The sequence below is a fragment of the Streptomyces sp. NPDC046308 genome, from assembly GCF_055588065.1.
On record NZ_JBVJFB010000002.1, the window covers coordinates 1,087,486 to 1,110,499 of the forward strand.

Genomic DNA, 23,014 nt, shown 5'->3' on the forward strand with positions numbered 1-23,014 from the left:
GGCGGGCCCCCAGGGCCCCGCTGACACGATACGTCGCCGGGGGCGCCCGCGTCCCAGGGTCAGCCGAGCGGCTGGAAGGTCTCGAAAGCGGTGTTGCGCATCTGGGTGCACTCGGCGCCGTCCCACTGGTCGGCGGCGCAGCTGATCATGATGGCGTAGCCGTGCGTGGCGTCGACCTTGAACCCGCGGTTGAGCACCCGGACCGTGATGCCGTTCTGCTCGCGCTCGAACTCCCAGTCCGCGACGGTCGGGTAGCCCTTGTACTCCACCGTGTCTATGCGGATCTGCTTGTACGCCCTGCTGCTGCCGCCCACGGCGGGCGCGAGCTGGAGCCAGGCGGTGCGGGCGTCGTCGCCCGGGCTCTTGTTGTAGTCGACCTGGATCTTCGGGAAGTCCTTGGCCCGGCTGTAGATGGCGCCCGAGTTCTTGCCCGCCGTCTCGAGGTGCTTGAAGCCCTCCGGCATCACCATCGAGAAGTGGAACCCGAAGTCCTGTACGAGGGCGTATCCGGCCGGGACGGAGGCGCCGGCTCCCCCGGAGGTGGCACCCTGTCCCGCGCCGGCGGCCGGGGTCTGCTGGCCCTGGCCGGGCTCGCCGCCCGTACCGGTGGTGGTGCCGGTACCGGCACCGGCGGTGGCACCGGTTCCCGCACTGCCGTTGCCGTTGCCTGCCGCATCGCCCGTGTTCCCCGAGGGCTTCGGGGAGGCCTGCTTGTCGGGGGCGGAGGCACTCGGCTGGCCGCCCTTGCCCTCGTCCTTGGCGCCCTTGTCGTCACCGCTCATGGCGTAGCCGATCAGCGAGCCGACCACCGCCAGCACCACGACCACGGCCGCGATCGCGAGCACGATGGTGCGCCGGGGCATGACGTCGGTGAGCGGCGCCGCGACGGGGGACGGCTTCGCCTTCGGCGGCTCCGCGGCCGAGACGGCCGTCGTGGCCGCCGCGGCGGTGGCCGCCTTGCGGGCCGACTTCAGTGCGGCGCGGGCGCGTTCGCGCTGCTCGCGCTCGCGGCGTTCGCGTTCCTTCTTCGCCGCCTTCTCGGCCGCCTTCTCCGCGGTGACCTTCTCCGCGGCCGCCTTGGCGTCCGCGAGCGATATCTGCCGGGTCTCCTCGGCGGCGTCCGGGGCGGCCACGGGGGCCGGCACCGGCTCGGGCGCGTTGACCACGGCGGTCAGCAGGGCCCGCGCCCGGGCGTCGTCGAGCCGCAGCGCGGGGTCCTTGACCAGCAGGCCGTAGATGACCTCGGCCAGCGGTCCGGCGTTCTTCGGCGGGTCCACGGGCTCGGTCATCACCGCGGTGAGGGTGGCGAGCGCGGAGCCCTTGTCGTACGGGGGCACTCCCTCGACCGCGGCGTACAGCAGGCCGCCGAGCGACCACATGTCGGCGGGCGGGCCGGGCTTCTGGCCGCGGGCGCGCTCGGGGGAGATGTAGGAGGGGGCGCCGACGAGCATGCCGGTGGAGGTGACGGAGGGGTCGCCTTCCACCTGCGCGATGCCGAAGTCGGTGAGGACGACACGGCCGTTGCCGGCGATGAGCACGTTGGAGGGCTTGACGTCGCGGTGGAGGATGCCCTGGCCGTGCGCGGCGCGCAGCACGTCGAGCACGGCGAGGCCGACCTCGGCGGCGCGACGGGGGGTCAGGGGACCGTTCTCCCGCACGAACTCGGCGAGCGAGGGGCCCTCGATGAGCTCCATGACGATCCACGGCCGGCCGTCCTCGTCGACGACGTCGTAGACGGTGACGGCGCCGCCGCTGCGGATCCGGGCGATGGCCTTGGCCTCGCGGAGGGTACGGGTGATGAGGCGGCGCTTCTCGTCCTCGTCGACGCCGGTGCTGAAGCGGAGCTCCTTGACGGCGACCGTGCGGCCCAGGGTCTCGTCCTGGGCCCGCCAGACGGTACCCATGCCGCCCTTGCCGAGCACGGCTCCCAGCCGGTACCGCCCGGCCAGCAGGCGCCCTTCGTGCTGCCCGTCGGCGGCCGCCTTCGCCGCCGCGGCCTTGACTGCGGCCGCCATGGCATCCGCCTTCTCGACCACGGGGTTGACCCCGTCGCCCGCCTTGGCAGGCGCGGCCTTGCCCGGCTTGGGCTTCGCGTCCTCAGCCTCGGCCTTGCCCGGCTTCGCCTTCGCCTCCTCGGCCTCGGCCTTCACCGCAGGCACGCCGACGGCCTTCGCCTCGTCAGCCTCCGCCACGGGCGCGGCCTTGCTCAGCTTGGGCTTCGCCGCCTCGGCCGCGGCCTTCGCCTCGTCAGGCTCCACCGCGGGGGCGGCCTTGCCCAGCTTCGGCTTCGCCGCCTCGGGCTCGGCCTTGCCCAGCTTCGGCTTCGCGTCCTCGGCATTGCCCGGCTTGGGCTTCGCCATCTCGGGCTCGGCCTTCGCCTCGTCAGCCTCCACCACCGGCGCAGCCTTGCTCAGCTTGGGCTTCGCCGCCTCGGCCGGTGCGTCGGAAGGCTCGGCATCCGCGACGGCCGACGCCTCACGGCCCGGCTTCGCCGCAGGCGACTCGGCCTCCTCGCTGCGAGGCTTCGCCACAGGCGTCCCGGAAGGCGCGTGGCCAGCCGAAGACTTCACACTGTCAGGCGTCGCCGCAGGCGACCCCGCAGGTGACTGGGTGTGCTCCGGCTTCGACATGCGTCCCCTCTGCGATCCTGCCGCTGCTCCGCCTGCCCCGGCGGCTGAGCGACCCGGCGGCCGGGGCCCGCGGTAACCCGCCCCGGCAGAACCCTCATTGTTCCTCACTCCGCAACGGACGGGCCCCCCGGGTCCGCGGTTCCCCGTCGCGCATTCCGGAGTTACAACGGAACGATGTCGGGCGCCCCCAGTCGCGCCGCGTCCGCGGTCTGGTCGTCCGGCTGACGCTGTGACTCCCGCTCCGCCTGGACCCGCTTCTCGTAGTGTTCCACTTCCTTCGCGGTCTGCTGCTCGTCCCACCCCAGCACCGGAGCCATCAACTCCGCGCACTCCCGGGCCGACCGCGTCCCCCGGTCGAAGGTCTCGATCGAGATCCGGGTCCGCCGCGTCAGTACGTCGTCCAGGTGGCGCGCCCCCTCGTGCGAGGCCGCGTACACGATTTCCGCCCGCAGGTAGTCCTCCGCCCCGGTCACGGGCTCGCGCAGTCCCGGATCCGCGGCGATCAGGTCCAGCAGTTCCTCCGTCAGCGACCCGAACCGGTTCAACAGGTGTTCCACCCGCGCCACGTGAAGCCCCGTCCGGGCCGCCATCCTGGCCCGTCCGTTCCACAGCGCGCGGTACCCCTCCGCCCCCACCAGCGGGACGTCCTCCGTCACGCACGGCGCCACCCGCTGGTCGAGCCCGTGCACGGCCTCGTCGACGGCGTCCTTCGCCATGACCCGGTACGTCGTGTACTTGCCGCCGGCCACCACCACCAGCCCGGGCACCGGGTGCGCCACCGTGTGCTCGCGCGAGAGCTTGCTCGTCGCGTCCGACTCCCCGGCCAGCAGCGGCCGCAGGCCCGCGTACACGCCCTGGACGTCATCGCGGGTCAGTGGCACCGCCAGCACCGAGTTGACGTGCTCCAGGAGGTAGTCGATGTCCGCGCTGGACGCCGCCGGGTGGGCCTTGTCCAGGTCCCAGTCGGTGTCCGTGGTCCCCACGATCCAGTGCCGCCCCCACGGGATGACGAACAGCACCGACTTCTCGGTCCGCAGGATCAGCCCGGTGCTGGAGTGGATCCGGTCCTTCGGCACGACCAGGTGGATGCCCTTCGAGGCCCGTACGTGGAACTGCCCGCGCTCCCCGATCAGCGCCTGCGTGTCGTCCGTCCACACCCCCGTCGCATTGACCACCTGCTTCGCGCGGATGGCGTACTCGCCGCCGGCCTCCACGTCCCGCACCTGCGCGCCGACCACCCGTTCGCCCTCGCGCAGGAAGCCGACGACCCTCGCCCGGTTGGCGCAGTGCGCCCCGTACGCCGCGGCCGTGCGCACCAGGGTGGTGACGTACCGCGCGTCGTCCATCTGGGCGTCGTAGTACTGCAGGGCCCCCACCAGCGCGTCCTTGCGCAGGGCCGGAGCCACCCGCAGGGCGCGCCCCCGCGACAGGTGCCGGTGCACCGGCAGGCCGCGCCCGTGCCCGCTGGAGACCGACATCGCGTCGTACAGCGCGACGCCCGAGCCGGCGTACAGCCGCTCCCAGCCCTTGTGCTGCAAGGGGTACAGGAAGGGCACCGGCTTCACCAGGTGCGGGGCGAGCCGCTCCAGCAGCAGGCCGCGCTCCTTCAGCGCCTCACGCACCAGGGCGAAGTCGAGCATCTCCAGGTACCGCAGGCCGCCGTGGATCAGCTTGCTGGACCGGCTGGAGGTGCCCGACGCCCAGTCCCGCGCCTCCACGAGGCCGGTCGACAGGCCCCGGGTGACGGCGTCGAGCGCGGTGCCGGCGCCGACCACGCCCGCGCCCACCACCAACACGTCCAGTTCCCGCTCGGCCATCCGGGCGAGCGCCTCGGCCCGCTGCGCCGGCCCCAGTGTCGCTGTCCTCACGGCTGCCTCCCGTTGGTGCGGGTGAGATCCCGCTCACATGCCCCCGTTTCATGATTCTGACCGCCGGCACCCACATCGGCCACCGCCTGTGGACAACACAAGGATGACCTACACCCCGGAATGCGACATATCTGTCATATATACGCCTAGTCTGACATTGCGCCAGCTCCTCTGCCCCTGGAGAACTTGCGCGGCAGCCCCCTCATGTCAGGGAAGGGACGGCATCCCCATGCCCGCAGATCTCGCCGTCATCGGACTCGGCCATCTCGGCCTCCCACTCGCCCAGGCGGCCGTGGCCGCCGGGATCGAGACGGTCGGCTACGACAGCGGTCCGGTCACGGACTCCACCCTCACCGCCGCCGAGATCCGCCGCATGTCGGCGGCCGGCTTCCGGGTGACCACCAACCCCGCCGAGCTCGGCAGGGTCCGCACGGCAGTCATCTGCGCCCCCACCCAGCTCGGCGCCGACCGCGCACTGGACCTCTCCGCCATCGGCGAGGCCGGCCACGCGCTCGCCGCCCGGCTGCGCCCGCACACGACCGTCATCCTCGAATCCGCCGTCCACCCGGGCGTGACCGAGGACTACCTGCGGCCGATCCTCGAAGCGGGCTCCGGCCTGCGGGCCGGCCGGGACTTCCACCTGGCCTACTCCCCCAGCCGCCACGACCCCGGCAACCGGACCCACGGCATCGCCAACACCCCCAAGGTGATCGGCGGCCTCACCCCCGCCTGCACCGAGTCCGCGCACGCCTTCTACGCCCGCCTCACCGAGAAGGTGGTCCGCGCCCGCGGGCTGCGCGAGGCCGAGACCGTGCAACTCCTCGAGACGAACTACCGGCACGTCAACATCGCCCTCATGAACGAGATGGCGGTCCTCTGCCACGACCTGGGTGTCGACCTGTGGGACGTCATCCGCTGCGCCGAGACCAAGCCGTACGGGTTCCAGTCCTTCCGCCCCGGCCCCGGGGTGGGCGGCCACGGCGTCCCCCTCGACCCGAACTACCTCCCCCACACCACCCGCACCCCCGGCCACCCCCTGCGCATGGTCGGCCTGGCCCAGGAGATCAACAACCGGATGCCGCAGTACGTCATCCAGCGCTCGGCCACCCTGCTGAACGAGCACGGCAAGTCGGCCCGCGGCGCCCGCGTCCTGCTCCTGGGCGTCACCTACAAGCCCGACCTCGCCGACCAGGAAGGCTCCCCGGCCCGCGAGATCGCCAGCCGCCTGCTCGACCTGGGGGCGCTGATCAGCTACCACGACCCGTACATCACGGGCTGGCGGGTCAGAGACCAGCCGGTCCCCCGCGCCGAATCCTTGTACGAGGCCGCGGCCAACGCCGACCTGACGATCCTGCTCCAGCACCACCGCACCTACGACCTCCAAGGCCTCGCCGTGAAGGCGCAGTTGCTGCTGGACACGCGCGGCGCCAGCCCGGTGGGCGCGGCCCACCGCCTCTGACGGCCGGGAAATCCTCCCTGTGAATGTCCGACGGGACTGCTAGCCTGCGGCGTCACTTATCTCGCACATACGTCCCCAGGACACGTGTGCCCCACGAATCCCTGGGGGGGATTTCCCGCATGAGCCAGAACTTCACTCCGCCCGCGCCCGACTCCTTCACCCCGGCGCCCGCCCCCGCCCCGGCCCGCACCGGCAACTTCGGTCTCGGCATCGTCGCGGCGGTCGTCGCGGCCCTCGTCGCGGCGGGCGCGTACGGCGGCATCATGAACGCCATCGACCGCGAGATCGGCTACGCCGCGATCGGTGTCGGCCTCCTCGTCGGCCTCGCCGCCGGCAAGGTGGGCGGCCGCAACCCGATCCTGCCCGTGATCGCCGTCGTGCTCGCCATCGGCGCCGTCTACCTCGGCCAGGTCTTCTTCATCGCGCTGGCGATCGCCGACTACGGCCACGTCGGCGTGGGCGAGGTCATCAGCGAGGTCGGCGTCGGCGGCCTGAACGACCTCTGGAAGGAGAGCGTGGACTTCATGTCCTTCGTCTTCCTCGGCATCGGCGGCTTCGCCGCCTTCGGCGCGGCCAAGAAGGTCGGCGACTGACGCTCCCGACCGACCGACGACGCCGGGCCGGCCGCCGCAGGCCGCCCGGGCGTCCTCGGCGTGCCCGCCCACTGCTCCCCGCACACACCGTTGACCAGCGGCGATCTGGGAAAGCACGCTGTTGACGACCGGATCCGCAGCCATATGATCCGCCGCGTGTCCGTTCACCCTCCGCTCGGCCGGCCCGTATTCGAACCCGCCGACCGCATCCCCGCCCTCACCGCCCTGCGTGGCCACGTCCACAGCCGGGACTGGGACGCCGTGGCCGGCTCGTTCGCCGCGCTCACCGACGAGGACGACCGTGCCCTCGCCTGCCGCGTCGTCGCCGAACAGCAGAACGCCGAGCCGTTCCTCAACCAAGCCATGGCCGACGACCCGCGCGATCCGCTCGCCCGGAGCCTGCTGGCCGACCGGCTGATCCAGATCGGCTGGGGCATCCGCACGGGCCACCGGGCCCAGCACGTCTCGCGGCGGCAGTTCCAGCAGTTCCACGCCTTCCTGCGGCGCGCCGAGATCCTGCTGATCGACGTCTGCGCCGAGCACCCCGACCACGCCCTCGCCTGGTACCTGCGCGTCATTTCCTCGCGCGGCCTCGAACTCGGCCTGGGCGAGACCCGGCGCCGCTACGAGCGGCTCGCCGAGCACCACCCACACCACTACAGCGGCCAGCAGCAGCTGCTCCAGCAGATCTGCCCCAAGTGGGGCGGCAGCTGGGAGTCCGCACACGGCTTCGCCGAGGAGTGCGCCAAGGGGGCTCCGCCGGGCGCCCCGAACGGCGCCCTGGTCGCCCTCGCGCAGATGGAGCAGTACCTGGAGCTGCGGGAGAAGCAGGGCGACAAGGCCGCGGAAATGTACCTGTGCGGCGCGGACGCCCACCAGGCCCTCCGCGAGGCCGCCGCCCGCTCGGTCCTGCACCCCGCCGCCCGCGCCGACGCGTACCAGCTCGTCGGCGCGCACAGCGCGTTCGCCGCCGCCCACTGCGCGGCCGGCCGGCACGCCGAGGCCGCCCCGCACTTCCGCGCCCTCGGCGACCGTGCGAGCGAGTTCCCGTGGAGCTACGTCGGCGGCTACGACCACGAGGCCGAGTTCGTCCGCCACCGCAAGACCGCCCTGGCGAAGGGCTGAGGACACATGACCATGAACAGCGCCGCCGACCGCGGCACCACCGCGCCCTCCACCGACGCCGACGGCATCACCGAAACCACCGTGGACGGTATCCGCACCGTCCTCGCCCCCCGCTCGGGACTGCTCACCGCCGGGCTCCTCTTCCGCGTGGGATGCGCCGACGAGACGCTCGCCACCAGCGGCATCACCCATCTCGTCGAGCACCTCGCCCTGCACCGGCACGGCCTCGGCGACCTGCACTACAACGGGGCCACCGACGCCACTTACACCCACTTCCACGTCACCGGCACCCCTGCCGACGTGGTCGAGTACCTCAACGGCGTGTGCGCGGCCCTGCGCGACCTGCCGGTGGAGCGGCTGGAGACCGAGAAGGAGATCCTGCGCACCGAGGCCGCCGGCAAAAGCCACGGCGCGGGCCGGGCCGCCGCCCTGTGGCGCTACGGATCCCGCTCGTACGGACTCGTCGGCTACGCCGAGGCGGGTCTGCACCGCCTGACCGCGAACGAGGTCCGCGCGTGGGCGCGGACCCGGTTCACCGCCGAGAACGCCGTCCTGTGGATCACCGGTGACTCCGTCCCCGAGGGCCTCGACCTCACGCTCCCGAGCGGTGCCTGGCACCCGGCCCCGGCTGCCACCTCCGCGCTGCCCGCCACTCCCGCCTACTTCCAGGGCGACGAGGGCGGGGTCGTCCTGACCGCCGTCGTGCCCCGCTCCACCGAGGCGAACCTGTTCGCCGAGGTCCTGGGCAAGGAGTTGTTCCGCGCGCTGCGCCAGAAGGGCGGCTACTCGTACACCGCGACCGCCGACTACTGCTCCCGCGACACCGACTCCGCGACCGTCACCGCGATCGCCGACGCCCTCCCGCAGAAGCAGGACGCCTTGGTCGGCGCCTTCATCGACGTGTTCGCGAAGCTGCGGGCCGGCCGCATCGAACAGGCGGACCTGGACGCCGTACGGGCCTCCGCACTGGCGCAGTTCGACACGCCGGAGCTCGCCGCCCGCATGCTTCCCGGGCACGCCCTGAACCTGCTGCTGCGCCACCGCAACCTCACCGCCGCCGAGGCGAGGGCGGAGATCGAGGCTGTCACCGTCGCCGACCTCCACCGGGTCGCGCGCGCCGTGTGGAACGACGCCCTCATGCAGGTGCCCGGTCGGGGCGTGGACTGGGCGGGGCTGACGGCCGCACCCACCGAGTCCTCCGAGATCGTCACCGGACGGCGCTACTCCGCCGTGGAGGAGGGCAACGGCGCCCTGCTCCTCGGGAGGGACGGCATCAGCCTCGTGGCACCGCGGGGCCAGGTCACCATCCGGTACGCCGACTGCACGCTGATGCAGGTCTACCCCGACGGCGCCCGCCACCTGGTGGGCGGCGACGGCTTCACCCTCACCATCGAGCCGACCCTGTTCCACATCACCGCGGCCGAACTCGGCGCGCTGGACCGCGTGGTCCCGGCCGCCGCCGTGGTCCCCATGCCGCCGCGCGATCCGGACCGCATCCCGCAGCCGCGGACGCCGGCCGCGCCTTCGGCGCCGCGAGCCTGGTTCACCGCCCTGCTCTGGCTGCTCGGCATACCCGGCATGCTCCTGGGGGCCTTCTCTGTCTTGGCCACGCTCGCCATGGTCTCGGACCCGGAGGCTCAGGACGGCGACGGGTGGCTCCTGCTCGTCGCCTTCTGGACGGTCTCCGCCGTGTTCCTGATCCCGTGGGGCATCTGCCTACGCCGCCGCAAGCGGCGCCTGAGCTGACGGTCGAACGCCGGAGGGCCGGCACCCCACACGGGGTGCCGGCCCTCCGGCGTACGGGCGGAGCGGTCAGCGGCTGTGCTGCGAGTCCGCGATGGTGACCTCGACCCGCTGGAACTCCTTGAGCTCGCTGTAGCCGGTGGTGGCCATCGAGCGGCGCAGGGCGCCGAAGATGTTCATCGACCCGTCCGGGCTGTGCGAGGGACCGGTGAGGATCTCCTCGGTGGTGCCGACCGTGCCGAGGTTGACCTTCTTGCCGCGCGGCACGTCCTCGTGGACGGCCTCCATGCCCCAGTGGTTGCCCTTGCCGGGCGCGTCGGTGGCACGGGCCAGCGGGGAGCCCATCATCACGGCGTCCGCGCCGCAGGCGACGGCCTTCGGGATGTCGCCCGACCAGCCCACACCGCCGTCGGCGATGACGTGCACGTAGCGGCCGCCGGACTCGTCCATGTAGTCGCGGCGGGCCGCGGCCACGTCCGCGACGGCGGTCGCCATCGGGACCTGGATGCCGAGCACGTTGCGCGTGGTGTGCGCGGCGCCGCCGCCGAAGCCCACCAGGACGCCCGCGGCGCCGGTGCGCATCAGGTGCAGGGCCGCCGTGTAGGTGGCGCAGCCGCCCACGATGACCGGGACGTCGAGCTCGTAGATGAACTGCTTCAGGTTCAGCGGTTCGGCCGCGCCCGAGACGTGCTCGGCCGACACGGTGGTGCCGCGGATCACGAAGATGTCCACGCCCGCGTCGACGACGGCCTTGGAGAACTCGGCGGTGCGCTGCGGGGAGAGCGCGGCGGCGGTGACGACGCCCGAGTCGCGCACCTCCTTGATGCGCTGCCGGATCAGGTCCGCCTGGATCGGCGCGGAGTAGATCTCCTGGAGACGGCGGGTGGCGGACTCCTCGTCCAGCTCCGCGATCTCGTCGAGCAGCGGCTGCGGGTCCTCGTACCGGGTCCACAGGCCTTCGAGGTTCAGCACGCCGAGGCCGCCGAGCTCGCCGATGCGGATCGCGGTCTGCGGGGAGACGACCGAGTCCATGGGGGCGGCCAGGAACGGGAGCTCGAAGCGGTACGCGTCGATCTGCCAGGCGATCGAGACCTCCTTCGGGTCCCGGGTACGCCGGCTCGGGACGATGGCGATGTCGTCGAACGCGTACGCCCTGCGGCCGCGCTTGCCGCGCCCGATCTCGATCTCAGTCACGTGTGGTGGCCTTTCCTCTGGGTCTGCCCGTCCAGTATCCCCGAACCCCGGGGGCCCGCGTTCCCGTGACCGCTGTACGGACGAGCGGCCCCACGCCGAAGGGGCGGGCCCCGGTCTCCCGGGCCCGCCCCTGTCGTTCGGCTGCTACCCCTTGCGGGAGTAGTTCGGTGCTTCCACCGTCATCTGGATGTCGTGCGGGTGGCTCTCCTTGAGGCCCGCCGAGGTGATCCGGACGAAGCGGCCCCGGTCCTGCAGCTCGGGGACCGTGCGGCCGCCCACGTAGAACATCGACTGGCGCAGACCGCCGACGAGCTGGTGCACGACCGCGGAGAGCGGGCCGCGGTACGGGACCTGGCCCTCGATGCCCTCGGGGATGAGCTTGTCGTCGCCGCCCACGCCCTCCTGGAAGTAGCGGTCCTTGGAGAAGGAGCGCTGGTCGCCGCGGGACTGCATCGCGCCGAGCGAGCCCATGCCCCGGTAGGACTTGAACTGCTTGCCGTTGATGAAGAGCAGCTCGCCCGGGGACTCCTCGCAGCCCGCGAGCAGCGAGCCGAGCATCACCGTGTCGGCGCCCGCGACGAGCGCCTTGGCGATGTCGCCGGAGTACTGGAGGCCGCCGTCGCCGATGACCGGGACGCCGGCCGCCTTGGCGGCGAGCGAGGCCTCGTAGATCGCGGTGACCTGCGGGACGCCGATGCCGGCGACGACGCGGGTGGTGCAGATGGAGCCGGGGCCCACGCCGACCTTGATGCCGTCACAGCCGGCGTCGATCAGCGCCTGGGCGCCGTCGCGGGTGGCGACGTTGCCGCCGATGACGTCGACGGTGGAGTTCGACTTGATCTTGGCGACCATGTCGCCGACCAGGCGGGAGTGGCCGTGGGCGGTGTCGACGACGATGAAGTCGGCGCCCGCCTCGATCAGGGCCTGGGCGCGCTCGTACGCGTCGCCGGCGACACCGACGGCCGCACCGACGAGCAGCCGGCCGTCCTTGTCCTTGGCGGCGTTCGGGTACTTCTCGGCCTTGACGAAGTCCTTGACCGTGATGAGGCCCTTGAGGATGCCCGCGTCGTCGACCAGCGGAAGCTTCTCGATCTTGTGGCGGCGCAGCAGCTCCATGGCGTCCACGCCGGAGATGCCGACCTTGCCCGTGACCAGCGGCATCGGCGTCATGACCTCGCGCACCTGGCGGCTGCGGTCCGACTCGAAGGCCATGTCGCGGTTGGTGACGATGCCGAGGAGCTTGCCGGCGGCGTCGGTCACCGGGACGCCGGAGATGCGGAACTTCGCGCAGAGCTCGTCGGCCTCGCGCAGGGTCGCGTCCGGGTGCACCGTGATCGGGTCGGTGACCATGCCGGACTCGGAGCGCTTGACCAGGTCGACCTGGTTGGCCTGGTCGACGATGGAGAGGTTGCGGTGCAGCACGCCGACGCCGCCCTGGCGGGCCATCGCGATGGCCATGCGGGCCTCGGTGACCTTGTCCATGGCCGCGGACAGCAGCGGGACGTTCACCCGGACGTTCTTGGAGATGAGGGAAGAGGTGTCGATCGCGTCAGGCGACATGTCCGACGCGCCCGGCAGCAGCAGCACGTCGTCGTAGGTCAGTCCGAGCGTGGCGAATTTGTCGGGCACTCCGTCGGCGGTCATGACACCTTCCCAAATGGTCTTGCTCAGCGCGGATGTCCATGCTAACGGGATCCCGACGCGTCTCATTCCACGACCAAGGTCAAGCAGAAGATTCGTCGCTTCCTACGACTCCTCCTACTGCTCGGCGAGTGCCCGCAGCCTGCTGAGCGCCCGGTGCTGTGCCACGCGCACGGCTCCGGGGGACATCCCGAGCATCTGCCCGGTCTCCTCCGCGGTCAGCCCGACGGCCACCCGCAGGACGAGGAGCTCGCGCTGGTTCTCCGGCAGGTTGGCCAGCAGCTTCTTGGCCCAGGCGGCGTCGCTGCTGAGCAGCGCCCGCTCCTCCGGGCCCAGCGAGTCGTCGGGCCGCTCCGGCATCTCGTCGGAGGGCACGGCCGTGCTGCCGGGGTGCCGCATGGCGGCCCGCTGCAGGTCGGCGACCTTGTGGGCGGCGATGGCGAAGACGAAGGCCTCGAAGGGCCGCCCGGTGTCCCGGTAGCGGGGCAGGGCCATCAGGACGGCGACGCAGACCTCCTGCGCCAGGTCCTCCACGAAGTGACGAGCGTCACCCGGGAGCCGCGACAGCCGCGTGCGGCAATAGCGGATCGCGAGGGGGTGCACGAAGGCGAGCAGGTCGTGCGTGGCCTGCTCGTCGCCCTCGACCGCTCTGCGTACGAGCGCGCTGACACCCCCGGCACTACCGCCTTTGGCGGCGCCGGTGGGGCCTGTGGCCGCGGGTGACCCCAGGGCCTCGTCGTCGCGCATCAATCCATGGTGCCCTGGCGCCGGAGCATCCGCGGCACCGTGGCCCTTGTTGTGCATCGAAGCGTTATGAGCGGGTGCGCCTGAGCTCGTCATCTGCGCCCTCCCCTCCCGCTCGGCCGAATAGTCTCCGAGAGACTCCACACCCTCAAGGATGCGGCATCGCGCACGAAGCGAGACGTCCCCCGGATTGTGCCCCGCCAACCCCCGGGTGCGCACCGGGTAAGGCGGGACAGGGCTACACCGGAATCGAGGGCGGCGCGCCGCCCCGTCCGCCCTTGGCGGACGGGACCGCTCTCGACGATCCGCGGTCTGCGGCGGACCGGTCCGGGCCCGGCCCGGACCTGCGGGTCAGCGGACCAGACCCCAGCGGAATCCGAGTGCCACGGCGTGCGCCCGGTCCGAGGCGCCGAGCTTCTTGAACAGCCTGCGGGCGTGCGTCTTGACCGTGTCCTCGGAGAGGAAGAGCTCGCGCCCGATCTCCGCGTTGGACCGGCCGTGGCTCATGCCCTCCAGCACCTGGATCTCGCGCGCGGTGAGCGTGGGCGCCGCGCCCATCTCGGCCGAGCGGAGCCGGCGCGGGGCCAGTCGCCAGGTCGGGTCGGCCAGGGCCTGGGTGACCGTGGCCCGCAGTTCGGCGCGCGAGGCGTCCTTGTGCAGGTAGCCGCGGGCGCCGGCGGCGACCGCGAGGGCCACGCCGTCCAGGTCCTCGGCGACCGTCAGCATGATGATGCGGGCTCCGGGGTCGGCCGAGAGCAGCCGGCGGACCGTCTCCACACCGCCGAGCCCGGGCATCCGTACATCCATCAGAATCAGGTCGGAGCGGTCGGCACCCCAGCGGCGGAGGACTTCCTCGCCGTTGGCAGCCGTCGTCACACGCTCGACGCCGGGCACGGTGGCAACCGCGCGACGGAGCGCCTCTCGGGCAAGCGGGGAGTCGTCGCAGACGAGGACGGATGTCATGACCGCCCTCCGCAGCTGCTGATGCGCGTCACCTTGAGCCTCCAGGCTGGTACGTATCGTCACCTGTGCGGTCGATGCCCCCGGACACCTGTCCGAGAACTTGTTGGTTCAACCGCCTTCGCACTCTCAACGATGGTCACTCGAAAGAGTTACGGGTCGGACGGACACCTTCGGCACTCTACGTGAGGAAGCGATCACGGCGGCGACGCCACAAGCCACCTGTCCTCCATCTGGAGCTATGCCCTATTTGGCGGCTTTCCTTCCGTTTGGCACGTGTCTGAGGCTAGATTCCCAATGAGTCATATTTACATCTACTCCGACAGTAGGTGTGGAGACCCTTGGAGACATCGTCCGTATCCGCCTCAGTACCGGCACCAAGAGGACTACCAATGGCAGATTTCTCCCGCCTCCCCGGACCGAACGCCGACCTCTGGGACTGGCAGCTGCTGGCTGCCTGCCGCGGGGTCGACAGCTCCCTCTTCTTCCACCCGGAAGGCGAGCGGGGCGCGGCCAGGAGCGCGCGCGAGGCCTCGGCTAAAGAGGTCTGCATGCGATGCCCGGTCCGCGCGGAATGTGCCGCGCACGCACTCGCCGTCCGCGAGCCCTACGGAGTGTGGGGAGGCCTGACCGAGGACGAACGCGAGGAACTGATGGGCCGCGCCCGGCATCGCCTGATCCCGGCCTCGAGCGCGATCGGGCCGATCGCTCCGGACTGAGCGCTCGACGAAACGTCCGAAGGAACGTTTCTGCGGATCACCTGCACGCCCGGGCGTGTCGCCTCCGGCACCGGAGTTCACTCGTTCGGCCGTACGCACCGGGCCGAGTCCCCGCGTACGGCCAATCGCGCGGCGCGAGCTCCCGGAGCGTGCGCGTGCGCCCGGGCCCCCGAACCGGTCCGCCCGGCGCGGTCGTCAGCGCGTGGCGGCCCGCTCCAGCTCCGCCAGGGTCGCGGCCACGGCCGGGACCCTGGCCAGGTCGGGCAGGGTCAGCGCCACGACCTCCCGCTCGACGGCCGGCTCCACGACGACCGTGCTCACGCCCTTGGCCCGTACGGACTCCACCGCGAGCTCCGGCAGCACCGCCACGCCCAGCCCCGCGCCGACCAGGCCGACCACCGCCGGATAGTCGTCGGTGGCGAAGTCGATGCGCGGGGTGAAGCCCACGCCCTCGCACACCTCCACCAGATGGCGGCGGCAGCGCGGACAGCCCGCGATCCAGGGCTCGTCGGCCAGCTCGGCCATGCCCACGCGCTGCGCCCCGGCCAGCCGGTGCCCGTCCGGGACCAGCCCGACGAGCCGGTCCGTCAGCAGCGGCCGCACCACGAGGTCCTCCCACTCCGCGGCGGAGCCCGCGGCCCCGCCGTAGCGGAAGGCGAGGGCCAGGTCGCAGTCGCCCTCGCGCAGCATCTCCACCGAGCGCGGCGGCTCCGCCTCGACCAGCGAGATCCGGGTGCCCGGGTGTTCGGCGCGCATCGCCGCGAGCGCGGTCGGCACCAGCGTGGAGCTGCCGCTGGGGAAGGACACGAGCCGGACCCGGCCGGCGCGCAGCCCGGCGATGGCCGCGACCTCCTCCTCGGCGGCGGTCAGCCCGGCCAGGATCCCGGCGGCGTGCCGGACCAGGGCCTCACCGGCCTGGGTCAGCCGCATCTCGCGGCCGGTGCGGATGAGCAGCGGCGTGCCGGCCGACTGCTCCAGCGCCTTCATCTGCTGGGAGACGGCGGGCTGGGTGCAGCCGAGCTCACGGGCGGCGGCGGAGAAGGATCCGGTCCCGGCGACGGCGCGCAGAACCCGGAGATGACGTGCCTCGATCACCCTCCGAGCATAAGGCCTGCTTTGACCGCCGCGCGAATCCCTCGGGGACGCTTTGGGTCTCGCCGCCGCTAGCGTGTCCCCATGGGCACCATGCAACTGATCTCCGTGAACCTCGGCCGCGCCGCGGCCGTCGACTACACCGACGCCGAGGGCGGGGTGACGGGCATCGGCAAGCGTCCCGTCCCCGGGCCGGTCCGCGTCAGCGCCCCCGGCCCCAGGGCCACCGGGCGCGGCAGCGGCCTGGAGGGCGACGCCGTCTGCGACCGGCGCCACCACGGCGGCGACCACCAGGCCGTCTACGCGTACGCGCGCGAGGATCTGGACTGGTGGGCCGGCGAGCTGGACCGCGAGCTGCCCGGCGGGATCTTCGGCGAGAACCTCACCACCTCCGGCATCGACCTGAACACCGCGCGGCTCGGCGACCACTGGCGGGTCGGCGCGGACCTCGTCCTCGAAGTGGCCTCGGCCCGCATCCCGTGCCGGACCTTCCAGGGGGTCCTGGGCGAGAGCGGCTGGGTCAAGCGGTTCACCCAGGCCGCCCGGCCGGGCGCGTACCTGCGGGTGATCCGGGAGGGATCGGTCTCCCCCGGCGATCCCGTCGAGATCGTCCACCGGCCGGACCACGACGTGACGGTGGAACTGTGGTTCCGCGCCTTCACCACCGAACGCGCACTGCTGCCGCGCACCCTGGCGGCGGGGGCGGCGATGGAGCCGGAGGCCCACGAGCGGGTGCGGCTGTACATGGAGAAGCACGGGGTCGGCGCCGGGGCGCGGTAGCACCGTCACCCGGGGCGGCTAGGTTGCGCCTATGACGACTGCGTTGATTACGGGATCCACGGCGGGCATCGGCGCCGCCTTCGCCCGGCGGCTCGCCGCCCAGGGGCACAACCTGGTGCTGGTGGCGCGCGACACCAAGCGGCTCGGCGAGCAGGCCACCGAGCTGCACGACCGGCACGGCATCGAGGCCGAGGTGCTGGCCGCCGACCTCTCCACCGAGGAGGGAATCGCGGCGGTGGAGCAGCGCCTCGGCGACCGGACGCACCCGGTGGACCTGCTGGTCAACAACGCCGGATTCGGCAACAAGGGCCGCTATCTCGAGGTCTCCATGGCCGACGAGCTGACCATGCTGAAGGTGCACGTCGAGGCGGTCCTGCGGCTGACCTCGGCCGCCACCGAGTCGATGCGCTCGCGCGGCCGCGGCGGCGTGATCAACGTGGCCTCGGTCGCCGCCTTCGTGCCGCGCGGTACGTACGGGGCGAGCAAGGCCTGGGTCGTGCAGTTCACCCAGGGCGCGGCGCGGGACCTGGCGGGCTCCGGGGTACGGCTGATGGCGCTGTGCCCCGGCTTCGTGCGCACGGAGTTCCACCAGCGCGCCGGCATGGGCACGGACAACATCCCGAACTGGATGTGGCTGGACGCCGACAAGCTGGTGGCGGCGGCCCTGGCCGACCTGGCGCGGGGCAAGACGGTGTCGATCCCGGACCCGCGGTACAAGGCGCTGATGGGCGTGGTGAAGCTGACGCCGCGCGGGCTGCTGGGCGGGATGTCCTCGCGTACGGGCCGCAAGTACGGGCCCCAGTAGCGTCCGTGGCGCGTCGGTGAGCGCGATCTGACGGGAAGCGGCCGCCGGACCGCCAAACGGGCGAACCCTCCCTAAACTGGACATGTCCCATCTCCAGCGGGAGGCGACGCGATGACATTCGTACAAGTGATCGATTACGAGACGAAGCGGTTCGATGAGATGAACGCGCTCATCGACCGCTGGGCGGAGCAGAGCAGCGGCCGGCGCACCGCCACGCACACGATGATCGGCCAGGACCGCGAGGCCCCGAGCCACTACGTGGACATGGTGGAATTCGCCTCGTACGAGGAGGCCATGAAGAACTCTCAGCTCCCGGAGACGGACCGGATGTTCAAGGAGATGGTGGCCCTCTGCGAAGGAATGCCGAAGTTCATGAACCTCGACGTGGTCCGCGACGAGCACCTCAACAAGCAGCTCGTCGACCGCGTGTTCCGGGACGCCGCCATGGAGGGCGACATGAGCGTCCTGGACGAGTGCTTCGCGACGAACTACATCGACCACGACGTCAGCAAAGAGGAACCCACCGTCATCGGACGGGACGCCATGCGCTCGGACATGGAGACCTGGCGCGCCGCCTTCGACATGACCTTCGAGCAGACGGCCCAGCTGGCCGAGGGCGACATGGTCACGACGGTGTGGAACTGGCGCGGCACCCACAAGGGGATGTTCATGGGGGTCGCACCGACCGGGAAGACGTACGAGATGTCCGGGAGCACCACCTTCCGGTGCCTCAACGGAGAGATCGTCGAGGGCTGGTGGCATTACAACCCCGGAGCGCTGCAGCGCCAGATGGGCGGCTCCGGAATGCCCTACGGAACCTGAGGCCCTGGGCCCGACCACGGGGAAGGCCCCGTTCCGCGACTGCGGAACGGGGCCTTCCCTGCGTGGTGCGCGATCAGTGGCTGTGGCCGTGACCGTGGCCGTGACCGGCGTCGCCCTCGTCCTCCGCCGGCTTCTCGACGACCAGGGTCTCGGTCGTGAGCAGCAGGGAGGCGATGGAGGCGGCGTTCTCCAGCGCGGAACGGGTGGCCTTCACCGGGTCGATGACGCCGGCCTTGACCAGGTCGCCGTACTCGCCGGTGGCGGCGTTGAAGCCCTGGCCCTTGTCGAGCTCGGCGACCTTCGAGGTGATGACGTAACCCTCGAGACCGGCGTTCTCGGCGATCCAGCGCAGCGGCTCGACGGCGGCGCGGCGCACGACCGCGACACCGGTGGCCTCGTCGCCCGACAGGCCGAGGTTGCCCTCGAGGACCTTGACGGCGTGGACGAGCGCGGAGCCACCGCCGGAGACGATGCCCTCCTCGACCGCGGCGCGGGTCGCGGAGATGGCGTCCTCGAGACGGTGCTTCTTCTCCTTGAGCTCCACCTCGGTGGCGGCGCCGACCTTGATGACGCAGACGCCGCCGGCGAGCTTCGCCAGGCGCTCCTGCAGCTTCTCGCGGTCCCAGTCCGAGTCGGTGGACTCGATCTCGGCCTTGATCTGGTTGACGCGGCCGAGGACCTCTTCGGAGCTGCCGCCACCGTCGACGATGGTGGTGTCGTCCTTGGAGATGGTCACGCGGCGCGCGGTGCCCAGTACGTCCAGACCGGCCTGGTCGAGCTTGAGGCCGACCTCCTCGGCGATGACGGTGGCACCGGTGAGGGTGGCCATGTCCTGGAGCATCGCCTTGCGACGGTCACCGAAGCCCGGGGCCTTGACGGCCACCGCGTTGAAGGTGCCGCGGATCTTGTTGACGACGAGGGTGGAGAGCGCCTCGCCCTCGACGTCCTCGGCGATGATCAGCAGCGGCTTGGAGGCGCCGGCCTGGATGACCTTCTCCAGCAGGGGCAGGAGGTCCTGGATCGAGGAGATCTTGCCCTGGTTGATCAGGATGTACGGGTCGTCGAGGACGGCCTCCATACGCTCCTGGTCGGAGACCATGTACGGGGAGAGGTAGCCCTTGTCGAAGGCCATGCCCTCGGTGAACTCCAGCTCCAGGCCGAAGGTGTTGGACTCCTCGACGGTGATGACACCGTCCTTGCCGACCTTGTCCATCGCCTCGGCGATGAGCTCGCCGACCTGCTGGTCCTGCGCGGAGAGCGCGGCCACGGCGGCGATGTCGGACTTGTCGTCGATCGGGCGGGCGGTCGCGAGGAGCTCCTCGGAGACGGCCTTGACCGCGGCGTCGATGCCCTTCTTCAGGGCGGCCGGGGAGGCACCCGCGGCGACGTTGCGCAGACCCTCGCGGACCAGCGCCTGGGCCAGCACGGTGGCGGTGGTGGTGCCGTCACCCGCGATGTCGTTGGTCTTGGTCGCCACCTCCTTCACGAGCTGCGCGCCCAGGTTCTCGTACGGGTCGTCCAGCTCGACCTCGCGGGCGATGGTGACACCGTCGTTGGTGATGGTGGGGGCGCCGAACTTCTTGTCGATGACGACGTTGCGGCCCTTGGGGCCGATCGTCACCTTGACCGTGTCGGCAAGCTTGTTGACGCCGCGCTCGAGGGCGCGACGGGCGTCCTCGTCGAACTTCAGGATCTTCGCCATGGGAGCGGTTCAGCCCTCTCGAAAACTCGGGTTTAACGAACTGCGCCCCTCGCCGCCCGGCAATCAGCGGGGTGACCAGGGGCGCAGCTCAAAGCAGTACTGATGAAGAGAATTACTTCTCGACGATCGCGAGCACGTCGCGAGCCGAGAGGACGAGGTACTCCTCGCCGCTGTACTTCACTTCGGTGCCGCCGTACTTGCTGTAGAGCACGATGTCGCCGACGGTGACGTCCAGCGGGAGACGCTGGCCGTCCTCGAAGCGACCCGGGCCCACCGCGAGGACGACGCCCTCCTGGGGCTTCTCCTTCGCGGTGTCCGGGATGACCAGGCCGGAGGCCGTGGTCTGCTCGGCGTCGAGCGGCTGGACCACAATGCGGTCCTCAAGCGGCTTGATGGCAACCTTGGAGCTGGCGGTCGTCACGATCCGACCTCCCCCTTCGGAGATCCGGGGTTAACTGTCTGAGGTGGCGACCAGGTCGATCCGTCGTCGCGGGTGCCGGATCTGCCTGTCGCTGTGTTGGCACTCACCGGGGGTGAGTGCCAGGTGCGAGACTATTCCGGCGATTAGCACTCGGTCAAGCGGAGTGCCAATTCTGGCCGCCGGGGGTGTCGTTTTGCAGCTCAACCGAGTGCCCTGCGGGCGGCTCGGCGGGCGTGGGACGGCCCCAGCGCGGGTGCCCTGCGGGCGGCTCGGCGGGATCCAGCGGGGCTGGTCGACGGGGCCGGCCCGCGACGCGGTGCCCTACGGGCGGCTCGGCGGGTGTGGGGCGGGCCCAGCGCGGGTGCCCTGCGGGGGCTCGGCGGGATTCAGCGGGGCCAGTCGGCGGGGTCGGTCCGCGGAGCGGGTGCCATGCGGGGGCTCGGCAGAACTTTTGCGACGGGCTGGTCGGCGGGGGCGGTCCGCGGTGCCGCGCCGGGATGTCTCCTCGGCTCGCGCCTGCGGGCACGTCACGGCCCCATGGCCTGGGTTGCGCGCTCGTCCTGCGGGGACACCCCGGCACGTTCCCACTCCCCTCCGGCATGGGGCGGGGACACGCAGGAGGGTCCCCGCAGGACGAGCGCGCAACCCAGGCCGCACAACCTGACCACCGCCGCAGGCGCGAGCCGAGGAGACCCTCGTGCGGGGCCCCGACCCACCCCAACGCCGAGCCGCCCGCAGGGCAACCCGCGCTGGGCCCGCTCCACACGCGCCGAGCCGCCCGCAGGGCGTGGGGCGGGGACACGCAGGGGTCGCCGCAGGCCGCACCGCCCGACCAGAACTTCCTGGGCGTCCCGGTCGATCACTTCGCCGAGCTGAACCTGGCCGGTTTCCACCACCTCGCGGGCGCGCTGCGCGGCGTACCGGTGTGCCTGAGCAAGGCCCCGCGGGCCCGCCCTGGGGAGGGGCATCCGGGGGAAGGGGCAATTCACGACACTTCCCGTCGAAGGCTTCGGAAGGAACCATGGGGAGGCCATCAACGTCGTAGATGATATGAAGATAAAGCGCCTCATTACCGAGCAGATCGGACCGAAGGCTTCCGCCGGCTCCGGCGCCCCGTCCTCACCCCCGTCCTCACAGGAGGCGGCACCCTCGCCTTCCCCCAAGGACGGTGGCGGCATCCCGTGCGCGGGCTGAGGCCCCTGACGTCGGCGGGCGCCCGCCGCCGCACGGAGGCGCTGCTCCTGGTCTTCGTCATCGCCATCGCCGTCTTCGGCCACGCCGCCGCGGGCCTCGCCATGAACGACGAGCTGCCGCCCAACCTCGCCGGCTTCGCCATCAGCATGACCCTGCTGTCGCTGGTGGGGCACTTGGGCGTGCGCCGCTTCGCGGCCTACGCGGACCCGCTGGTCTTCCCCCTCGCCATGCTGCTGACGGGGCTCGGGCTGGTGCTGCTGCACCGCCTCGACCAGGGTTACATCGAGCGCTACAACTCCGACGCGAACGCCCCCGGGCAGCTGATGTGGACGGTGGTCGGGGTCGCCGCCTGCCTCCTGGTACTGGCGCTGCTGCGCGACCACCGGCTGCTGCAGAGGTTCATCTACATCACGATGGCCGTCGCGCTGGTGCTGCTGATCGCGCCGGCCTTCTTCGGCGCGGACACGTACGGCGCGAAGCGATGGATCATGCTCTTCGGCTTCTCGCTGCAGCCCGGCGAGTTCGTGAAGATCATGATCGCGGTCTTCTTCGCCGGGTACCTGGTCATCCACCGCGACTCGCTGGCGCTCACCGGCCGCAGGTTCCTGGGCATGCGGCTGCCCCCGATGCGGCAGCTCGGACCGATCGTCACGGTGTGGATCGTCTCGATGCTGGTGCTGGTCTTCGAGCGCGACCTCGGCACCTCGCTGATCTTCTTCGGCGTGTTCGTGGTCATGCTGTACGTCGCCACCGAGCGCACCGGCTGGATCGTCTGCGGCCTGGTCATGGCCGCGGCCGGCGCGTTCGTCGTCGGCTCGACCGAGCCCCACGTCAAGGCGCGCGTGGCGGCCTGGCTCAACCCGCTGTCGTACTACTGGGAGAACCGGCCGCCGGGGGTCACCTCGGACCAATCCGCGCAGGCCCTGTTCAGCTTCGGCACCGGCGGCATCTCGGGCACGGGCCTCGGACTGGGCCACCCCGAGCTGATCGCGTTCGCGGGACGCAGCGACTTCATCCTGACCACGGTGGGTGAGGAACTCGGGCTGGCCGGGGTCATGGCCGTCCTGATCCTCTACGCACTCCTCGTGCAGCGGGGGCTGCGCATGGCGCTCGGCGCCCGCGACCCCTTCGGCAAACTGCTGGCGGTCGGCCTGGCCTCGGCGCTGGCCCTGCAGGTCTTCGTGGTCGCGGGCGGCGTGACGGGCCTGATCCCGCTGACCGGCAAGGCCCTCCCCTTCCTGGCCAAGGGCGGCTCGTCCCTCCTGGCCAACTGGATCATGATCGCCCTCCTCCTCCGCATCAGCGACAGCGCGGAACGCCAACGCGAGGCCGACGCCCGCGGCCCGGCGGAAACGACGATCACACCGGTGGTGCGGGTGTAGGGGGGCGGGGCTTCGGGGGGGGGCGGGCCTTGGGCTGGGCGGGATCAGAGAAGCGGGGGGGGGGGGGGGGCTCCCCCCCCCCCCCCCCCCCACCCCCCCCCCCCCCCCCCCCCCCACCCCCCCCCCCCCCCCCCCCCCCC

General features: G+C 71.7%; 18 protein-coding genes. 9 read left to right on the forward strand and 9 right to left on the reverse strand.

From position 1 onward, the window contains the following. Positions 1 to 59: 59 nt before the first annotated feature. Positions 60 to 2,630, reverse strand: coding sequence for a serine/threonine-protein kinase (locus ACZ6JT_RS12345; protein WP_469209348.1), 2,571 nt, complete (start codon positions 2,628 to 2,630; stop codon positions 60 to 62). Positions 2,631 to 2,791: 161 nt separating this feature from the next. Further along, complete coding sequence (locus tag ACZ6JT_RS12350) at positions 2,792 to 4,498, reverse strand: glycerol-3-phosphate dehydrogenase/oxidase (protein WP_469209349.1); 1,707 nt, start codon at positions 4,496 to 4,498, stop codon at positions 2,792 to 2,794. A gap of 229 nt (positions 4,499 to 4,727) precedes the next feature. Here ACZ6JT_RS12350 and ACZ6JT_RS12355 point away from each other — a divergent pair, with 229 nt between their 5' ends. The 4 genes from ACZ6JT_RS12355 (at position 4,728) to ACZ6JT_RS12370 (ending at position 9,421) form a co-directional block, all read left to right on the forward strand. Further along, complete coding sequence (locus tag ACZ6JT_RS12355) at positions 4,728 to 5,957, forward strand: nucleotide sugar dehydrogenase (RefSeq protein WP_469209350.1); 1,230 nt, start codon at positions 4,728 to 4,730, stop codon at positions 5,955 to 5,957. A gap of 119 nt (positions 5,958 to 6,076) precedes the next feature. Further along, positions 6,077 to 6,550 carry a hypothetical protein gene (locus tag ACZ6JT_RS12360; protein ID WP_469209351.1) on the forward strand — a complete coding sequence of 158 codons (474 nt, stop codon included), beginning with the start codon at positions 6,077 to 6,079 and terminating at the stop codon, positions 6,548 to 6,550. A 156-nt stretch (positions 6,551 to 6,706) separates the two neighbouring features. After that, positions 6,707 to 7,675 carry a hypothetical protein gene (locus ACZ6JT_RS12365; RefSeq protein ID WP_469209352.1) on the forward strand — a complete coding sequence of 323 codons (969 nt, stop codon included), beginning with the start codon at positions 6,707 to 6,709 and terminating at the stop codon, positions 7,673 to 7,675. A gap of 6 nt (positions 7,676 to 7,681) precedes the next feature. Beyond that, positions 7,682 to 9,421, forward strand: coding sequence for a M16 family metallopeptidase (locus ACZ6JT_RS12370; RefSeq protein ID WP_469209353.1), 1,740 nt, complete (start codon positions 7,682 to 7,684; stop codon positions 9,419 to 9,421). Positions 9,422 to 9,487: 66 nt separating this feature from the next. Here ACZ6JT_RS12370 and ACZ6JT_RS12375 read toward each other — a convergent pair whose 3' ends face one another. The 4 genes from ACZ6JT_RS12375 to ACZ6JT_RS12390 all read right to left on the reverse strand — a co-directional run bounded on the left by ACZ6JT_RS12375 (position 9,488) and on the right by ACZ6JT_RS12390 (position 13,960). Beyond that, positions 9,488 to 10,612: a GuaB3 family IMP dehydrogenase-related protein gene (locus ACZ6JT_RS12375; protein ID WP_362851995.1), complete on the reverse strand. Its 1,125-nt coding sequence runs from the start codon at positions 10,610 to 10,612 to the stop codon at positions 9,488 to 9,490. Positions 10,613 to 10,756: 144 nt separating this feature from the next. Continuing rightward, entirely contained in the window at positions 10,757 to 12,256 is a 1,500-nt protein-coding gene (gene guaB / locus ACZ6JT_RS12380; protein WP_365478460.1) for an IMP dehydrogenase, read from the reverse strand. A 114-nt stretch (positions 12,257 to 12,370) separates the two neighbouring features. Next, positions 12,371 to 13,000, reverse strand: coding sequence for a sigma-70 family RNA polymerase sigma factor (locus ACZ6JT_RS12385; protein ID WP_030389108.1), 630 nt, complete (start codon positions 12,998 to 13,000; stop codon positions 12,371 to 12,373). Positions 13,001 to 13,348: 348 nt separating this feature from the next. Then, positions 13,349 to 13,960, reverse strand: coding sequence for a response regulator transcription factor (locus ACZ6JT_RS12390; protein WP_003948568.1), 612 nt, complete (start codon positions 13,958 to 13,960; stop codon positions 13,349 to 13,351). A 389-nt stretch (positions 13,961 to 14,349) separates the two neighbouring features. Between ACZ6JT_RS12390 and ACZ6JT_RS12395 the strand changes: the two genes are divergently transcribed. Beyond that, a complete protein-coding gene (locus tag ACZ6JT_RS12395; protein WP_030710411.1) occupies positions 14,350 to 14,676 on the forward strand; it encodes a WhiB family transcriptional regulator in 327 nt (108 codons plus the stop codon). A gap of 195 nt (positions 14,677 to 14,871) precedes the next feature. On the opposite strand, the gene ACZ6JT_RS12400 is transcribed toward ACZ6JT_RS12395, so the two are convergent. Beyond that, positions 14,872 to 15,771 (reverse strand): LysR family transcriptional regulator, encoded by a 900-nt coding sequence (locus ACZ6JT_RS12400; RefSeq protein WP_469209354.1) that lies wholly within the window; start codon positions 15,769 to 15,771, stop codon positions 14,872 to 14,874. A gap of 90 nt (positions 15,772 to 15,861) precedes the next feature. On the opposite strand from ACZ6JT_RS12400, the gene ACZ6JT_RS12405 reads away from it, so the two are divergent. The 3 genes from ACZ6JT_RS12405 to ACZ6JT_RS12415 all read left to right on the forward strand — a co-directional run bounded on the left by ACZ6JT_RS12405 (position 15,862) and on the right by ACZ6JT_RS12415 (position 18,175). Continuing rightward, positions 15,862 to 16,548: an MOSC domain-containing protein gene (locus ACZ6JT_RS12405; RefSeq protein WP_469209654.1), complete on the forward strand. Its 687-nt coding sequence runs from the start codon at positions 15,862 to 15,864 to the stop codon at positions 16,546 to 16,548. 31 nt (positions 16,549 to 16,579) lie between these two features. Continuing rightward, the gene (locus ACZ6JT_RS12410) at positions 16,580 to 17,353 is read left to right on the forward strand and encodes an SDR family NAD(P)-dependent oxidoreductase (RefSeq protein WP_469209355.1); all 774 of its coding nucleotides are present in this window, start codon (positions 16,580 to 16,582) and stop codon (positions 17,351 to 17,353) included. Positions 17,354 to 17,464: 111 nt separating this feature from the next. Beyond that, positions 17,465 to 18,175 carry an ester cyclase gene (locus ACZ6JT_RS12415; RefSeq protein WP_469209356.1) on the forward strand — a complete coding sequence of 237 codons (711 nt, stop codon included), beginning with the start codon at positions 17,465 to 17,467 and terminating at the stop codon, positions 18,173 to 18,175. Between the two features lie 73 nt (positions 18,176 to 18,248). Here the strand turns inward: ACZ6JT_RS12415 and groL are convergent, their stop codons facing one another. Both groL and groES read right to left on the reverse strand, forming a co-directional pair. Beyond that, the gene (gene groL, locus ACZ6JT_RS12420; RefSeq protein ID WP_469209357.1) at positions 18,249 to 19,877 is read right to left on the reverse strand and encodes a chaperonin GroEL; all 1,629 of its coding nucleotides are present in this window, start codon (positions 19,875 to 19,877) and stop codon (positions 18,249 to 18,251) included. Between the two features lie 112 nt (positions 19,878 to 19,989). Next, complete coding sequence (gene groES, locus ACZ6JT_RS12425) at positions 19,990 to 20,298, reverse strand: co-chaperone GroES (RefSeq protein ID WP_030011064.1); 309 nt, start codon at positions 20,296 to 20,298, stop codon at positions 19,990 to 19,992. Between the two features lie 1,181 nt (positions 20,299 to 21,479). Between groES and ACZ6JT_RS12430 the strand changes: the two genes are divergently transcribed. Next, complete coding sequence (locus tag ACZ6JT_RS12430) at positions 21,480 to 22,874, forward strand: FtsW/RodA/SpoVE family cell cycle protein (protein WP_469209358.1); 1,395 nt, start codon at positions 21,480 to 21,482, stop codon at positions 22,872 to 22,874. Positions 22,875 to 23,014 lie beyond the last annotated feature (140 nt).

What these genes read in the sequence shown, in the direction of transcription:
- ACZ6JT_RS12345 (WP_469209348.1), bottom strand. Translation starts at nt 2,630, where the DNA reads ATGTCGAAGCCGGAGCACACCCAGTCACCTGCGGGGTCGCCTGCGGCG.
- ACZ6JT_RS12355 (WP_469209350.1), top strand. Translation starts at nt 4,728, where the DNA reads ATGCCCGCAGATCTCGCCGTCATCGGACTCGGCCATCTCGGCCTCCCA.
- ACZ6JT_RS12360 (WP_469209351.1), top strand. Translation starts at nt 6,077, where the DNA reads ATGAGCCAGAACTTCACTCCGCCCGCGCCCGACTCCTTCACCCCGGCG.
- ACZ6JT_RS12370 (WP_469209353.1), top strand. Translation starts at nt 7,682, where the DNA reads ATGACCATGAACAGCGCCGCCGACCGCGGCACCACCGCGCCCTCCACC.
- guaB (WP_365478460.1), bottom strand. Translation starts at nt 12,256, where the DNA reads ATGACCGCCGACGGAGTGCCCGACAAATTCGCCACGCTCGGACTGACC.
- ACZ6JT_RS12385 (WP_030389108.1), bottom strand. Translation starts at nt 13,000, where the DNA reads ATGCGCGACGACGAGGCCCTGGGGTCACCCGCGGCCACAGGCCCCACC.
- ACZ6JT_RS12390 (WP_003948568.1), bottom strand. Translation starts at nt 13,960, where the DNA reads ATGACATCCGTCCTCGTCTGCGACGACTCCCCGCTTGCCCGAGAGGCG.
- ACZ6JT_RS12395 (WP_030710411.1), top strand. Translation starts at nt 14,350, where the DNA reads ATGGCAGATTTCTCCCGCCTCCCCGGACCGAACGCCGACCTCTGGGAC.
- ACZ6JT_RS12405 (WP_469209654.1), top strand. Translation starts at nt 15,862, where the DNA reads ATGCAACTGATCTCCGTGAACCTCGGCCGCGCCGCGGCCGTCGACTAC.
- ACZ6JT_RS12410 (WP_469209355.1), top strand. Translation starts at nt 16,580, where the DNA reads ATGACGACTGCGTTGATTACGGGATCCACGGCGGGCATCGGCGCCGCC.
- ACZ6JT_RS12415 (WP_469209356.1), top strand. Translation starts at nt 17,465, where the DNA reads ATGACATTCGTACAAGTGATCGATTACGAGACGAAGCGGTTCGATGAG.
- groL (WP_469209357.1), bottom strand. Translation starts at nt 19,877, where the DNA reads ATGGCGAAGATCCTGAAGTTCGACGAGGACGCCCGTCGCGCCCTCGAG.